This is a genomic window from Pseudomonas sp. Irchel s3f10, from assembly GCF_900187515.1.
Taxonomy (GTDB): Bacteria; Pseudomonadota; Gammaproteobacteria; order Pseudomonadales; family Pseudomonadaceae; genus Aquipseudomonas; species Aquipseudomonas tensinigenes.
This window is the reverse complement of sequence record NZ_FYDZ01000020.1, coordinates 28906-43501: the sequence shown is the minus strand read 5'-3', so window position 1 is coordinate 43501 and position 14596 is coordinate 28906. Positions and strand designations below refer to the sequence as shown.

Genomic DNA, 14596 nt, shown 5'->3' with positions numbered 1-14596 from the left:
ACACGCATGTCGACCACTGCCTTACACTGCCGGCCATGAAGACCATTCCCCACCAACAAATCACTGAACCGGCAGTCACCTGCTCGACCTGCGCGGCGTGCTGTTGCCAGCTCGAAGTGATGCTGATCACCGACACCGGCGTGCCTGATCGCTTTATCGATACCGATGAGTGGGGCGGTGAAGTGATGCTGCGTCTTGACGACGGCTGGTGCGCGGCGCTGGATCGCGACAGCATGATGTGCACGATCTATGAGAAACGCCCGCTGATCTGCCGCGAGTTCGAGATGGGCGCGCCCGAGTGCATTGAAGAGCGCAAAGGCATCACGACTGCCTACCGCTGACCTCAAGAACACCCTAGAACAAATGTAGGAGTGAGCCTGCTCGCGATAGCGGTGTATCAGTCAAACAAATATTGACTGACACACCGCTATCGCGAGCAGGCTCACTCCTACAGGGGTTATGCGCTCGGCTTAGAGCGGCAGTGTGTAATGCAGCGAGTAACTTTCTACACCGTCGTTGTCACTGGCAAGACCAGCGTTGGAATAGTGCGTCGCACGAATTCCGACTTCATGCCCGCCATTGAAACGCAGACCAAAACCGAGGCGGTCTTCAAACTGGAAAGAGCCGCCAAGGTTGTTGGATTCGTACTTGGTATTGGAGAAAGCCGCGACGCCGATCCCCGCCTCGACATACGGTTTGACCGACTGGCCGGCAAACTCATAAACAAACACCGGCGAGAACGACAGGCTGTTGTTGCTCGAGGTCTTGTCACCTTCCCAGTAAGTGTAAGCACCGCTCCAGTAACCGGTCAGGCGACCGACGTCACTTTGCAGCCAGCTCTTGTCCCAGTCGAAATTCATGCCCAGGCGGTACGTCATGGTCGAATCGCTGGTGGCCCCCACCGCGAACTCAACACCTGCCGCTTGTGCGGTAAAACTTTGCCCCATCAGTGCGGCCGCAATCGCGGCCAAGCAGAATAGTCGCTTCACGTTGAAACTTCCTTTTCCGGAACGATCGTTTGGTTTTCTAGATAACTCTTCGCTATAGAAGCTAGCGCCTGCTCAGAAGTTCAGCTGATTTTTTAGTTATTTCACAATTTTTTTACAAGTCGAAGTTTTGCACTTCGCCAGCGTTTTGTCCGAGCCGTGGCAGGATGTTTTTGAAATACGCAGGATCAGCGCTGGTCCAGAATCTGACCGGTTGGTTCGGGCCGGCAGCGAGCAAATCGCGCTCCGCCAAAAGCCGCTGAAGTTGCCGCGCTACAGCAGCACCGGTATCGATCAGACTGATGTCCGCAGGGATCATCGACTTGAGCATCGGCTTGAGAAAGGGATAGTGGGTGCAGCCCAGAATGATCGTGTCGCAACCGCTGGCCAACAGCGGCTCGACGTAACCTTGCAGCAACTGGCGCAACTCGGCGCTGTGCAGATCGCCGCTTTCAATCAGCTCGACCAGACCGGGGCATGGCTGGGTGATCACGCGTACATCGGTGGCAAAGCGATCAAGCAGTGCTGCGAACTTGGCGCTCTGCAATGTGCCGGTGGTGGCGAGCACGCCGACCACCCCACTGCGGGTCGCGGCGGCGGCAGGTTTGACCGCAGGCTCCATACCGACAAGCGGCCAGTCGGGAAAATCACGGCGTAGATCGGCGACACCCGAGACCGTCGCGGTATTGCACGCGATGACCAAGGCCTTGGCGCCTTGCTCACGGAAAAACCCGGCCATCACACTGCAGCGCTGACGGATGAACTCCGGGGTTTTCTCTCCGTAGGGAATGTGCCCGCAATCGGCGACATAGAGCAGTGATTCATTGGGTAGCAAACGCTGGATTTCCGCCAGCACCGACAAGCCGCCGACACCGGAGTCGAACACGCCGATCGGCGCTTCACGCATGGCGCGAACCACAGACGCTGCAACCCGGATCACGCTTGACGCGCAACTCGCGGAAGCGCGAACCGAGAGCATCGATCAACAGCAAGCGACCCACCAGCGGTTCGCCGAAACCGACCAGCACCTTCAAGGCTTCCAGTGCTTGCAGGCTGCCAACCAGACCGACCAGCGGCCCAACCACACCGGCCTCACTGCAAGTCAATTCGGCTTCGCTGCCGTGCCCGTATAAACAGTGGTAGCACGGGCTCTCGTCGCGGCGCGGATCGAACACCGACAACTGCCCTTCGAGTCGAATCGCCGCGCCGCTGACCAACGGTTTGCACGCAGCTACACACGCAGCGTTGACCGCTTCGCGGGTGGAGAAATTATCGGAGCAGTCGAGCACCAGATCCACCGCTGCCACGGCTGCGGCGAGAGAATCCTCGTCCAGCGCCTGACGATGAGGGATCAGTTGGACTTCTGGATTGATCGCGGTCAGACGCTTGAGCGCCGAGTCGACCTTGCTCATGCCGACGCTGTCGGTGTCATGAATGATCTGGCGTTGCAGGTTGGTCAGATCGACCGTGTCGAAATCCGCCAGATGCAACTCACCGACACCCGCCGCTGCCAGATACAAGGCAACCGGTGCGCCGAGACCACCGAGGCCTACGATCAGCACGCGACTGTCCTTGAGCTTCAGTTGCCCGTCAATGTCGATGTGTTGCAGCAGAATCTGCCGGCTGTAGCGCAGCAATTCCTGATCGTTCAGCACGGCAGGCGCCCCAGACTGATGCGTTGATGACCGCCCAGGTCGGTGCGGCTGTGGACTTCCTCAAAACCGCGGGTCAGCAGCAGATCACGCACGGCTTCGGCTTGATCATAGCCGTGTTCGAGCATCAGCCAGCCCCCGGCCTCGAGATGCTCCGGCGCTTGGGCAACGATCAGACGCAGATCGTCGAGCCCGTCTTCACCGGCGACCAATGCGCTGGTCGGCTCGAAGCGCACATCGCCTTCGACCAGATGCGGATCGGCGGCAGCAATATACGGCGGGTTACTGATGATCAACTGGAAACGCTGACCTTCCAGTGCGCTGAACCAATGGCTGCTCAGCACCGTGGCGTTGTTCAGATGCAGACGCTGGCGATTACGTTCAGCGAGGGCCACGGCTTCGAGCACGCGATCCACGGCAGTGACTTTCCACGCCGGACGTTCGCTGGCCAAGGCCAAAGCAATCGCGCCGCTGCCGGTGCCGAGGTCGAGCACTTTGGCCGGCGTCGCGGGCAGCAATTCCAGCGCCGCTTCCACCAGCAATTCAGTGTCAGGACGCGGGATCAGCGTGTGCGGCGCGACTTCAAGATCGAGTTTCCAGAAGCCCTGCTGCCCGAGAATATAAGCCACCGGTTCACCGCTACGGCGGCGTTGCAAGTACTCGGCAAAAGTCAGCGCCGCTTCGCTCGGCACGATGCGCTCGGGCCAGGTGTGCAGAAAACTGCGCGATTTGCCCAGTGCAGCGGCGAGAAGCAACTCGGCATCCAGACGCGCGGTGGGCGAGTCCGGCAATTCAGCGGCGCGCAACAGGCTGGCGATGATGGTCATTTATTCACCTATCGCTGCGAGTTGGTCAGCCTGATATTCGGCCAGTAACGGCTCGATCACCGCTTCAACGCCACCGGCGAGAATTTCATCGAGGGAATACAGGGTCAGGTTGACGCGATGGTCGGTGACCCGGCCCTGAGCAAAGTTATAGGTGCGAATCCGCTCGGAACGGTCACCGGAACCCACAAGCAATTTGCGCTCGCTGGCGATTGCGTTGGCCGCCGCTGCGGTCTGCTGATCGTTGAGCTTGGCCGACAGCCAGGCCATCGCGCGGGCACGGTTCTTGTGCTGGGAGCGTTCTTCCTGACACTCGACGACGGTGCCGGTCGGTATGTGCGTGATGCGGATCGCCGAATCGGTGGTGTTGACGTGCTGACCACCGGCCCCGGAGGAACGGAAAGTGTCGACGCGCAAATCCGCCGGATTGATCTCGATGGCTTCGCGCTCGTCCGGCTCGGGCAATACCGCCACGGTGCAGGCTGACGTGTGGATGCGGCCCTGGGACTCGGTGGCGGGTACACGCTGAACGCGGTGCGCGCCGGATTCGAATTTCAGCTTGCCGTAAACGTTGTCGCCTTCGATGCGGGCGATGACTTCTTTGTAGCCACCGTGTTCGCCTTCGTTTTCCGAAAGAATCTCCACACGCCAGCCACGGCGCTCGGCATAACGCGAGTACATGCGGAACAGGTCGCCAGAGAAGATCGCCGCCTCGTCGCCACCGGTGCCGGCGCGAATTTCGAGGAAGACGTTGCGCCCGTCATTGGGGTCCTTTGGCAGCAACATGCGTTGCAGATCGGCTTCCAGGGTGATCAGCAATTCCTTGGCTTCGCGGACTTCTTCCACGGCCATTTCACGCATGTCCGGGTCGCTGTCCTTGAGCAACGCCTGCGCGCCTTCCAGATCGCTTTGTACACTGAGGAGCTTTTTATAGCCTTGTACCACCGGCTCGAGTTCGGCGTATTCCTTGGAATAAGCGCGGAATTTGGCCTGATCGGCAATGACTTCGCCGTCGCCAAGCAGCGCGGTCAGTTCCTCGAAACGGTCCTGGAGAACATCCAGCTTATTGAGCAGTGACGCTTTCATTGCGGTTTTTTATCCGAAAAGCTATCCGGTGAGCCCTCAAGGGCAAAGAGTTCCTGGGCCATGGCCAGCGCATCAAGGCGGCCTTCGGCAGAAAGCTTTTTCAGTTGCACGCTAGGCGCATGCAAGAGTTTATTGGTCAGGCCACGGGCCAGTTGCCCGAGCACCTCTTCGGCGTTGCCACCGTTGGCGAGCAAGCGCAGGGCTTTTTGCAGCTCCTCATCACGCAGGCGTTCGCTCTGTTGACGATAGGCCTTGAGCACGTCGACCGCCGCCAGTTCGCGCAGGCGCACCATGAAATCATCGGCGCCGACCGAAACCATCTCTTCCGCGGCCTGGGCTGCGCCCTGACGACTCTTGAGATTCTCGGCGACCACTTCGTGGAGATCGTCGACGCTGTAGAGGTAAACGTCGTCCAACTCGCCGACTTCCGGCTCGATATCGCGGGGAACGGCGATGTCGACCATGAAGATCGGCTTGTGCTTGCGCAGCTTCAGCGCACTCTCGACCGCGCCCTTGCCGAGAATCGGCAACTGACTGGCAGTCGAGCTGATCACGATGTCGCTGCGTACCAGTTCTGCCGGGATGTCCGACAGCAACACCGCGTGGGCGCCGAACTGCTCGGCGAGCAAACTGGCGCGCTCCAGCGTGCGGTTGGCGACGACGATGCGCTTGACCCCCAGCTCGTGCAAATGGCGGGCGACCAAAGTAATGGTCTCGCCGGCGCCAATCAGCAGGGCCTGGCTGCGCTGCAAATCACTGAAAATCTGTTTCGCCAGGCTAACGGCAGCAAACGCCACCGACACCGGGTTTTCACCGATGGCAGTGTCGGTGCGCACCTGTTTGGCGGCATTGAACGTTGCCTGAAACAGTCGCCCCAGCAGCGGACCGATGGTGCCGGCCTCGCGGGCCACGGCATAGGCCGATTTCATCTGACCGAGAATCTGCGGCTCGCCCAGCACCAGCGAGTCGAGCCCGGAGGCGACGCGCATCATGTGACGAACTGCCGCATCATCTTCATGCACATAAGCATTCGCGCGCAGCTCATCGAGGCTTAAATGGTGATAGTCGGCCAGCCAGCGCAGCACGATATCGGCAGAAAGCTGATCCTGTTCTATATAAAGCTCACTGCGATTGCAGGTGGAGAGGATCGCGGCTTCGCGGCTGTCGGTCAGTCGGCAGAGCTGCTGCAAGGCCTCCACCAGCTGTTCAGGAGTAAAAGCCACGCGCTCGCGGACGTCTACTGAAGCAGTCTTGTGGTTGATACCGAGTGCAAGGAAGGCCATTCAAGGTCGCTGATGGTGACGTGAAGCCGGCAATTGTCCTACTTCGAAAGATTCAGAACAACTACCGCTGACTATTGTCCCAATCGTCAGTCCCTATAATGGGCACAATTGAGTCTCGGTTATGTTTGGCCGAAGGCTTGTGTCATGATGATCCGACCGCAGGTTAGTCGTCCTCTTCCTATATGAATAGATCTTCCGCGTTGCTCTTCGCTTTTGTCTTCCTCAGCGGCTGCCAGGCCTTGGCTCCCGTTTCGCCGGACGGTACGCCGTCGGTTGAAGACACCACGCCCGCGCCTGAAAAGCCCAAGGTTTACAGCTCGTTCAGCGAGGAAACCGTTTTCAGCCTGTTGAGCGCCGAACTCGCCGGCCAGCGCAATCGTTTCGACATTGCTCTGGATAACTACGTGACCCAGGCCATCAATACGCAGGATCCGGGTGTCTCCGAACGCGCCTTCCGTATCGCCGAATATCTGGGCGCCGATCAACCGGCCCTCGATACCGCGCTGATCTGGGCGAAAAACGCCCCGGACGACCTCGAAGCGCAGCGCGCCGCTGCCGTGCAACTGGCGCGCGCCGGGCGTTATGACGACTCGATGGTCTATATGGAAAAGGTCCTGCAAGGCAAGGGCGATACCCATTTCGACTTCCTCGCGTTGTCGGCAGCGGATACCGATCAGGAAACCCGCAACGGCCTGATGAAAAGTTTTGACCGGTTGTTGCAGCGTCATCCGAACAACAGCCAGCTGATTTTCGGCAAAGCCCTGCTCTTGCAGCAGGACGGTGACAACAAAGCCGCACTGGCCCTGCTCGAAGACAATCCGCCAGATGACGGCGAGATCGCACCGATTCTGCTGCGCGCGCGCCTGCTGCAGATTCTCAACCGGGGCGACGAAGCGCTGCCACTGCTGCAGAAAAGCATCAAGAAGTACCCGGACGACAAGCGCCTGCGCCTGACTTACGCGCGCATGCTGGTTGAACAGGACCGGATGGACGACGCCAAGGCCGAGTTCTCCAGCCTTGTGCAGCAATACCCGGAAGACGACGAACTGCGTTACTCGCTGGCATTGGTCTGCCTGGAAGCCAAAGCCTGGGACGAGGCCAAGGGTTATCTGGAAGACTTGATCGCCCGCGAAAGCCACGTCGATTCGGCGCACCTGAACCTAGGGCGAATTGCCGAAGAACGCAACGACCCGCAAGGCGCGCTCATCGAGTACGCCCAGGTCGGCCCGGGCAACGATTATCTGCCGGCGCAATTGCGTCAGGCCGATATTCTGATGAACAACGGCAAAACCGCTGAAGCGCAGAGCAAACTCGCCGCCCAGCGTGACGAACAACCGGACTACGCGATTCAGTTGTACCTGATCGAATCGGAAACCCTGTCGGCCAATAAACAGGACGACAAGGCCTGGAAAGTCTTGCAGCAAGCCTTGCTGCAATACCCGGACGATCTGAATCTGCTCTATACCCGGGCCATGCTCGCGGAAAAACGCAATGACCTCGCGCAAATGGAAAAAGACCTGCGCCTGATCATCAAGCGTGATCCGGACAACGCCATGGCGCTCAACGCACTCGGCTACACCTTGTCCGATCGCACCACACGCTACGCTGAAGCCAAAGCGCTGATTGAGCAGGCACACCAGATCAATCCGGAAGACCCGGCCGTACTCGACAGCCTCGGCTGGGTGAATTACCGCTTGGGCAATCTGGATGACGCCGAGAAATATCTGCGTCAAGCGCTGGAGCGTTTCCCTGATCACGAAGTCGCCGCGCATCTGGGCGAAGTATTGTGGACCAAGGGCAACCAGCGTGAAGCCAAACAAATCTGGGGCAAATTCCTCAAGGATCAGCCCGACAGCACCATTCTGCGCAGCACCATCAAGCGCCTGACCGGATCCGAGACTCTTTAACTCATGTTTTTGCGCCACGTTATTGTTTTCAGCTTCATCGCCCTGCTCGCTGGCTGCTCGGGTTTTGGCACTCGCGAATCGGTCGATGGCCACGGCAGTCCGGCTCAATGGGCCGCGAACAAACAGCAACTGACCGGCCTCGATGGCTGGCAGATCGACGGCAAGATCGGCATCCGCGCGCCGAAAGATTCCGGTAGCGGCACGCTGTTCTGGCTGCAACGTCAGGATTACTACGACATTCGTTTGTCCGGCCCGCTGGGTCGTGGCGCGGCACGTTTGACCGGGCGTCCGGGCAAGGTCTCGCTGGAAGTTGCCAACCAGGGTCGCTATGAATCGCAATCGCCGGAAGCCCTGCTCGAAGAACAGCTCGGCTGGAAACTGCCGGTGTCGAATCTGGCCTGGTGGGTCCGTGGCCTGCCAGCGCCTGATAGCAAAAGTCGCCTGAATCTGGACGCCGACAGCCGTCTGGCCAACCTCGAACAGGATGGCTGGAAAGTCGAATACACCGCTTACACCGAACAAAACGGTTACTGGTTGCCCGAGCGCATCAAGCTGCACGGCACTGATCTTGACGTGACGCTGGTGATCAAGACCTGGCAACCGCGCAAGCTGGGACAATAACCGATGACCGCTGCACGTCTGACCCTGCCCTCGCCGGCCAAACTCAACCTGATGCTGCACATTCTCGGTCGCCGTGAAGACGGTTATCACGAGTTGCAGACGCTGTTTCAGTTTGTCGATTACGGCGATGAAATCACTTTTGCCGTGCGTGATGACGGTGTGATTCAACTGCACACCGAGTTCGTCGGCGTGCCGCATGACAGCAACCTGATCGTGCGCGCGGCGAAAATGCTTCAGCAACAGTCCGGTTGCACGCTCGGCATCGATATCTGGATTGATAAAGTCCTGCCCATGGGCGGCGGCATCGGTGGCGGCAGTTCGAATGCGGCGACGACTTTGCTCGGCCTGAATCATTTGTGGCAGTTGGGTTGGGATGAAGATCGCCTGGCCGCGCTGGGCCTGACACTCGGTGCCGACGTGCCGGTTTTTGTCCGTGGTCACGCGGCGTTTGCCGAGGGCGTGGGCGAGAAACTCACCCCGGTGAATCCCGAAGAACCGTGGTATCTGGTGCTCGTGCCGCAAGTCTCTGTTAGTACGGCAGAAATTTTTTCCGATCCTTTGTTGACACGTAACACGCCGCCCATTAAAGTGCGCCCCGTTCCCGAGGGAAACAGTCGAAATGACTGCTTGCCGGTGGTTGCAAGGCGTTATCCAGAAGTACGTAACGCATTGGATTTGTTAGGTAAATTTACCGAAGCAAAACTCACCGGAACTGGAAGTTGTGTGTTTGGGGGCTTCCCAAGCAAAGCTGAAGCTGATAAAGTCTCGGCCCTTCTGACAGAGACCCTTACAGGGTTTGTAGCCAAAGGCAGCAACGTTTCGATGTTGCACCGCAAGCTGCAAAGTCTGCTCTAAAGGAACCAAGTGCTCGGCACTTGATGCAACAGATACAGGGGCGTCGCCAAGCGGTAAGGCAGCAGGTTTTGATCCTGCCATGCGTTGGTTCGAATCCAGCCGCCCCTGCCATTTTCTATACTCATCCAGGTTACCCTCAGCCTCTAGGTACTGCGCGTGTCCAAGATGATGGTCTTTACGGGGAACGCTAACCCCGATCTGGCTCGGCGTGTTGTACGTCAGCTGCATATCCCTCTCGGTGACATCTCTGTCGGTAAGTTCTCCGACGGCGAAATTACTGCCGAGATCAATGAAAACGTTCGCGGTAAAGACGTTTTCATTATTCAGCCGACTTGCGCTCCGACCAACGATAACCTGATGGAACTGGTAGTGATGGCTGATGCCTTCCGCCGCTCCTCGGCTACTCGTATCACTGCTGTTATTCCTTATTTTGGTTATGCCCGTCAGGATCGCCGTCCGCGTTCCGCACGTGTGGCTATCAGCGCGAAAGTCGTTGCTGACATGCTTACCGTAGTCGGCATCGACCGTGTTCTCACGGTTGATCTGCATGCTGACCAGATTCAGGGTTTCTTCGATATTCCGGTAGATAACATCTACGGCTCCCCGGTTCTGGTGGATGACATTGAAGATCAGCGCTTCGAAAACCTGATGATCGTGTCCCCGGACATTGGTGGCGTCGTGCGTGCACGTGCCGTTGCCAAATCCCTGGGTGTGGATCTCGGGATCATCGACAAACGCCGTGAGAAAGCCAATCACTCTGAAGTGATGCATATCATCGGTGATGTCGAAGGGCGTACCTGTATTCTGGTCGATGACATGGTCGATACCGCCGGCACTCTGTGCCACGCGGCCAAGGCCCTGAAAGAGCATGGCGCAGCCAAGGTCTTTGCCTATTGCACACACCCTGTGCTGTCGGGTCGGGCCATCGAGAATATCGAAAATTCCGTGCTGGACGAGCTGGTGGTGACTAACACCATCCCGCTGTCCGCTGCAGCACAAGCCTGTGCACGTATCCGTCAACTGGATATCGCACCGGTTGTTGCCGAAGCGGTTCGCCGCATCAGCAATGAAGAATCGATCAGCGCGATGTTCCGTTAAGGGCCCTGCCCTTCGCGAAATGTCTCGTTGACGAAAAGCGCCCCGCCCCGGCATTCCTGCCGGGGCGGGGCTTTTTTGCCCATACCGTGTTTGGCGCTGGTCGCAAACGCCACTCCGGTCATGGCTATTTTGGAGATACAAAATGAACGATTTTACTCTGAATGCTGAAGTGCGTTCCGACCTGGGGAAAGGTGCGAGCCGCCGCCTGCGTCGTCTCGCCGCTCTGGTTCCAGCTGTTGTTTACGGTGGCGAAAAAGCCCCTGAATCCATCAGCATGCTGGCCAAAGAAGTTGCCAAACTGCTCGAAAACGAAGCGGCTTACAGCCACGTTATCGAACTGAACGTCGGCGGCAAAAAGCAGAACGTCATCATCAAAGCTCTGCAACGTCACCCGTCCAAGGGTCACGTTCTGCACGCTGACTTCGTACGCGTCGTAGCCGGTCAGAAACTGACCGCTATCGTGCCTGTGCACTTTGTTGGTGAAGAAGCTCCGGTCAAGAAAGGCGGCGAGATCTCGCACGTCCTGAACGAAATCGAAGTAACTTGCCTGCCGAAAGATCTGCCTGAGTTCATCGAAGTCGACCTGTCGGCTCTGGAAATCGGCGCAATCGTCCACCTGTCCGACATCAAAGCCCCTAAAGGCGTTGAGTTCGTTGCACTGGCTCACGGTGACGACAAAGCTGTTGCAAACGTACACGCTCCACGCGTTGCTCCAGAAGCTACCGAAGAAGGCGCAGCAGAGTAATTCACTCTGTCATGCCTGAGTGAGCAAGTAACATCGCGGACTGGAACGTAGCGAGAAAGCGGGCGAGAACGCGGAGTTTACATCCATGGTAAATGAGCATTTTTCGTCCACTTTCGCCGCTTTGCCTGATCGCGGCGATGTTACTCACCACTCAAAGGAAGGGCCCCTATCGTGACTGCCATCAAACTGATCGTTGGCCTGGGAAATCCAGGCGCCGAATACGACCAGACCCGGCATAACGCAGGGGCCCTTTTTGTTGAGCGTATCGCCCACGCACAGAATGTGAATCTTGTGGCCGATCGCAAATATTTCGGCCTGACCGGGCGCTATTCGCATCAGGGTCAGGATGTTCGTCTGCTGATTCCCACCACCTACATGAACCGCAGCGGCCAGGCCGTGGCGGCACTCGCCGGTTTCTTCCGCATCAAGCCTGAAGAAATTTTGGTGGCGCATGACGAACTCGACTTGCCTCCGGGCGTTGCCAAGCTCAAGCAGGGCGGCGGCCATGGCGGTCACAACGGGTTGCGCGACATCATTGCGCAACTGGGTAATCAGAATACGTTCTACCGCCTGCGGCTTGGCATTGGCCACCCGGGCGTTGCCAGTATGGTTTCAAATTTCGTCCTGGGTCGTGCGCCACGCGCCGAACAGGAAAAACTCGATGCCAGCATCGACTTTGCCCTCGGCGTGCTGCCGGATATCCTCGCCGGGGAATGGAACCGCGCGATGAAAAACCTGCACAGCCAGAAGGCCTGACTTTTACCCGAGGGGAAACACCATGGGATTCAATTGCGGCATCGTCGGCCTGCCTAACGTCGGCAAGTCCACCCTGTTCAACGCCCTGACCAAATCCGGTATCGCGGCCGAAAACTTCCCCTTCTGCACCATCGAGCCGAACAGCGGCATCGTGCCGATGCCGGATCCGCGCCTGGAAGCACTGGCGGCCATCGTCAATCCGAAGCGCATCCTGCCGACCACCATGGAATTCGTCGACATCGCAGGCCTGGTGGCCGGCGCCTCGAAAGGTGAAGGCCTGGGCAACAAGTTCCTCGCCAACATCCGCGAAACCGACGCGATCGCTCACGTCGTGCGCTGCTTCGAAGACGAAAACGTGATCCACGTTTCCAACAGCGTCGACCCGAAGCGCGACATCGAAATCATCGACCTGGAACTGATCTTCGCCGACCTCGACAGCTGCGAGAAGCAACTGCAGAAAGTCGCGCGCAACGCCAAGGGTGGTGACAAGGACGCCGTGGTTCAGAAAGCTCTGCTGGAGCAACTGATCGCGCACTTCACCGAAGCCAAGCCGGCGCGCAGCCTGATGAAGAACATGAGCACCGACGAAAAAGCGGTGATCAAGGGCTTCCACCTGCTGACCACCAAACCGGTCATGTACATCGCCAACGTCGCTGAAGACGGTTTCGAGAACAACCCGCACCTGGACGTGGTTCGCGCCATTGCCGAAGAAGAAGGCGCGATGGTGGTTCCGGTCTGCAACAAGATCGAAGCGGAAATCGCCGAGCTGGATGACGGCGAAGAGAAGGACATGTTCCTCGAGGCCCTGGGCCTGGAAGAGCCTGGCCTGAACCGCGTGATCCGCGCCGGCTACGAAATGCTGCACTTGCAGACCTACTTCACCGCCGGTGTCGAAGAAGTCCGCGCCTGGACCGTCAAAGTCGGTGCCACCGCACCACAAGCTGCTGGCGTGATCCACACCGACTTCGAGAAAGGCTTCATCCGCGCCGAAGTGATCGCCTACAACGACTTCATCCAGTACAAGGGCGAAGCCGGCACCAAAGAAGCCGGTAAATGGCGTCTGGAAGGCAAGGATTACATCGTCAAAGACGGCGACGTGATGCACTTCCGCTTCAACGTGTAAGCGTTACGCCGAAGAAAAAGCCGCGTTTGATACGCGGCTTTTTTGTGCCTGACAGATTGTTAAAAGATCGCAGCCTTCGGCAGCTCCTACAGGTGTACATCAATCCCATGTAGGAGCTGCCGAAGGCTGCGATCTTTTGATCTTAGGCCTTTTTAGTGCGCGGCAAGAAGATCGCCAACACGCCAAACAATGGCAGGAACGAACACAGGAAATACACGTACTCAATCCCGTGCACATCCGCCAGATGCCCCAGCAACGCCGCGCCAATCCCGCCAAAACCAAACATCAAACCGAAGAAGATTCCGGCGATCATCCCGACATTCCCCGGCACCAGCTCCTGCGCATACACCACAATCGCCGAGAACGCTGAAGCCAGAATGAAGCCGATCACCACGCTGAGGACGCTGGTCCAGAACAGGTCAACGTGAGGCATCAGCAGCGTGAACGGCGCAACGCCAAGGATCGAAAACCAGATAACCGCCTTACGTCCGATCTTGTCGCCGATCGGCCCGCCGAAGAACGTCCCCGCCGCTACCGCGCCGAGAAACAGGAACAGGTGCAACTGCGAGCTGGCCACCGACAAGTCGAACTTCTCGATCAGGTAGAACGTGAAGTAACTGGTCAGGCTGGCCATGTAGAAATACTTGGAGAACACCAACAGCCCCAGCACCACCAGCGCACTGGTCACCCTGCCCTTCGACAGCCCGTGAGTCGCTGCCTGACCGGCCTTGAGCTTGAACAGATTGAGGTGATGGGCGTACCAGCGACTGATGCGGTACAGCACGAACAGCGCAAACACCGCGAACAAACCGAACCACGCCACGTTGCCCTGACCGAACGGAATGATGATCGCCGCCGCCAGCAACGGGCCGAACGCGGAACCGGCATTACCGCCGACCTGAAAGGTCGACTGCGCTAGGCCAAAGCGTCCACCGGAAGCGAGCCGCGCAATCCGTGAGGCCTCGGGGTGAAACGTCGAGGAACCGATACCAATCAGCGCCGCCGCCAGCAGAATCAACGGAAAACTACCGACCATCGACATCATCACGATGCCAATCAGCGTACAGATCGAACCGGCCGGCAACAGCCACGGTTTTGGATGCCGATCGGTGTGATAACCGACCCACGGTTGCAACAGCGAGGCGGTCAGTTGAAAGGTCAAAGTGATCAGGCCGACCTGAGTAAACGTCAGGCCGTAATTGGCCTTGAGCATCGGGTAGATCGACGGTAGCACCGACTGAATCAGGTCGTTGATCAAATGCGCCAGCGCCACTGCGCCGATGATACGCATCACCAAAGGGTTGCTTTGCGGAGCAGCGGGCGCCGAGGCAGCGGCGGTCTGAACGTTGCTGATAGCCATGGAGTTTTCCGGACAGCAGATGGGTGCACGCAGGCAGGTGCGTCAATGTGCCATTTTTCGGTGCGCCAGCGCCATCCCCTTAGCCAGCTAACTAACTGACTGGTCGTCGACTGCAAGGTGATAGCGCAACGCCATGGTCTGAATCTTGCCTTGCTTCTGCCCTTGAACGCGGGCGCCTTACAAAGGCGACCGACAATGGGAAGTTTCGCTACAGAGCCGGCCTACAGAGCGGGCGAGAGTGAACTTTCGAGGCCTTTTAGCAGGGCACAACATCAACGTCGAACGACCGCGATGCACGCC

At 58.4% G+C, this 14596-nt stretch carries 15 protein-coding genes and 1 tRNA gene; 9 read left to right on the top strand and 7 right to left on the bottom strand.

Annotated elements, in window-relative coordinates:
- The first annotated feature begins 35 nt into the window (after positions 1-35).
- Complete coding sequence (locus CKW17_RS27295; RefSeq protein WP_007912865.1) at positions 36-341, top strand: YkgJ family cysteine cluster protein; 306 nt, start codon at positions 36-38, stop codon at positions 339-341.
- Between the two features lie 129 nt (positions 342-470).
- Here CKW17_RS27295 and CKW17_RS27290 read toward each other — a convergent pair whose 3' ends face one another.
- The 6 genes from CKW17_RS27290 to hemA all read right to left on the bottom strand — a co-directional run bounded on the left by CKW17_RS27290 (position 471) and on the right by hemA (position 5831).
- Positions 471-989 (bottom strand): acyloxyacyl hydrolase, encoded by a 519-nt coding sequence (locus CKW17_RS27290; RefSeq protein WP_095122981.1) that lies wholly within the window; start codon positions 987-989, stop codon positions 471-473.
- 112 nt (positions 990-1101) lie between these two features.
- Positions 1102-1893: a glutamate racemase gene (gene murI, locus CKW17_RS27285; RefSeq protein ID WP_095122979.1), complete on the bottom strand. Its 792-nt coding sequence runs from the start codon at positions 1891-1893 to the stop codon at positions 1102-1104.
- A complete protein-coding gene (locus tag CKW17_RS27280) occupies positions 1886-2641 on the bottom strand; it encodes a molybdopterin-synthase adenylyltransferase MoeB (protein WP_095122977.1) in 756 nt (251 codons plus the stop codon). The genes murI and CKW17_RS27280 overlap by 8 nt, the downstream gene beginning before the upstream one ends.
- The gene (gene prmC / locus CKW17_RS27275) at positions 2635-3465 is read right to left on the bottom strand and encodes a peptide chain release factor N(5)-glutamine methyltransferase (protein WP_095122976.1); all 831 of its coding nucleotides are present in this window, start codon (positions 3463-3465) and stop codon (positions 2635-2637) included. The genes CKW17_RS27280 and prmC overlap by 7 nt, the downstream gene beginning before the upstream one ends.
- Positions 3466-4548, bottom strand: coding sequence for a peptide chain release factor 1 (prfA, locus tag CKW17_RS27270; protein ID WP_077574521.1), 1083 nt, complete (start codon positions 4546-4548; stop codon positions 3466-3468).
- A complete protein-coding gene (hemA, locus tag CKW17_RS27265) occupies positions 4545-5831 on the bottom strand; it encodes a glutamyl-tRNA reductase (protein ID WP_095122974.1) in 1287 nt (428 codons plus the stop codon). Before hemA ends, prfA begins: the two co-directional genes overlap by 4 nt.
- Positions 5832-6013: 182 nt before the next feature.
- Here hemA and CKW17_RS27260 point away from each other — a divergent pair, with 182 nt between their 5' ends.
- From CKW17_RS27260 to ychF, 8 genes are all read left to right on the top strand, one after another.
- Positions 6014-7738, top strand: coding sequence for a tetratricopeptide repeat protein (locus CKW17_RS27260; RefSeq protein ID WP_095122972.1), 1725 nt, complete (start codon positions 6014-6016; stop codon positions 7736-7738).
- A 3-nt stretch (positions 7739-7741) separates the two neighbouring features.
- On the top strand, positions 7742-8359 hold the full coding sequence (gene lolB / locus CKW17_RS27255; RefSeq protein ID WP_095122971.1) for a lipoprotein insertase outer membrane protein LolB: 618 nt from the start codon (positions 7742-7744) through the stop codon (positions 8357-8359).
- A gap of 3 nt (positions 8360-8362) precedes the next feature.
- On the top strand, positions 8363-9214 hold the full coding sequence (gene ispE, locus CKW17_RS27250; RefSeq protein WP_095122969.1) for a 4-(cytidine 5'-diphospho)-2-C-methyl-D-erythritol kinase: 852 nt from the start codon (positions 8363-8365) through the stop codon (positions 9212-9214).
- Between the two features lie 36 nt (positions 9215-9250).
- Positions 9251-9325, top strand: a tRNA-Gln gene (locus CKW17_RS27245).
- 45 nt (positions 9326-9370) lie between these two features.
- The gene (locus CKW17_RS27240) at positions 9371-10312 is read left to right on the top strand and encodes a ribose-phosphate pyrophosphokinase (RefSeq protein ID WP_003171603.1); all 942 of its coding nucleotides are present in this window, start codon (positions 9371-9373) and stop codon (positions 10310-10312) included.
- Between the two features lie 142 nt (positions 10313-10454).
- Positions 10455-11057, top strand: a complete 603-nt coding sequence (locus CKW17_RS27235; protein WP_034156037.1) for a 50S ribosomal protein L25/general stress protein Ctc — start codon at positions 10455-10457, stop codon at positions 11055-11057.
- A 171-nt stretch (positions 11058-11228) separates the two neighbouring features.
- Positions 11229-11813 (top strand): aminoacyl-tRNA hydrolase, encoded by a 585-nt coding sequence (pth, locus tag CKW17_RS27230; RefSeq protein ID WP_008079560.1) that lies wholly within the window; start codon positions 11229-11231, stop codon positions 11811-11813.
- A gap of 22 nt (positions 11814-11835) precedes the next feature.
- A complete protein-coding gene (gene ychF, locus CKW17_RS27225; protein ID WP_034156038.1) occupies positions 11836-12936 on the top strand; it encodes a redox-regulated ATPase YchF in 1101 nt (366 codons plus the stop codon).
- Positions 12937-13078: 142 nt separating this feature from the next.
- Here the strand turns inward: ychF and CKW17_RS27220 are convergent, their stop codons facing one another.
- Positions 13079-14296: an MFS transporter gene (locus CKW17_RS27220; RefSeq protein ID WP_095122968.1), complete on the bottom strand. Its 1218-nt coding sequence runs from the start codon at positions 14294-14296 to the stop codon at positions 13079-13081.
- Positions 14297-14596 lie beyond the last annotated feature (300 nt).

Excerpts from the sequence above, each read along its gene's own strand:
- CKW17_RS27295 (WP_007912865.1), top strand. The coding sequence starts at position 36 with ATGAAGACCATTCCCCACCAACAAATCACTGAACCGGCAGTCACCTGC.
- murI (WP_095122979.1), bottom strand. The coding sequence starts at position 1,893 with ATGCGTGAAGCGCCGATCGGCGTGTTCGACTCCGGTGTCGGCGGCTTG.
- prmC (WP_095122976.1), bottom strand. The coding sequence starts at position 3,465 with ATGACCATCATCGCCAGCCTGTTGCGCGCCGCTGAATTGCCGGACTCG.
- prfA (WP_077574521.1), bottom strand. The coding sequence starts at position 4,548 with ATGAAAGCGTCACTGCTCAATAAGCTGGATGTTCTCCAGGACCGTTTC.
- hemA (WP_095122974.1), bottom strand. The coding sequence starts at position 5,831 with ATGGCCTTCCTTGCACTCGGTATCAACCACAAGACTGCTTCAGTAGAC.
- CKW17_RS27260 (WP_095122972.1), top strand. The coding sequence starts at position 6,014 with ATGAATAGATCTTCCGCGTTGCTCTTCGCTTTTGTCTTCCTCAGCGGC.
- lolB (WP_095122971.1), top strand. The coding sequence starts at position 7,742 with ATGTTTTTGCGCCACGTTATTGTTTTCAGCTTCATCGCCCTGCTCGCT.
- ispE (WP_095122969.1), top strand. The coding sequence starts at position 8,363 with ATGACCGCTGCACGTCTGACCCTGCCCTCGCCGGCCAAACTCAACCTG.
- CKW17_RS27235 (WP_034156037.1), top strand. The coding sequence starts at position 10,455 with ATGAACGATTTTACTCTGAATGCTGAAGTGCGTTCCGACCTGGGGAAA.
- ychF (WP_034156038.1), top strand. The coding sequence starts at position 11,836 with ATGGGATTCAATTGCGGCATCGTCGGCCTGCCTAACGTCGGCAAGTCC.
- CKW17_RS27220 (WP_095122968.1), bottom strand. The coding sequence starts at position 14,296 with ATGGCTATCAGCAACGTTCAGACCGCCGCTGCCTCGGCGCCCGCTGCT.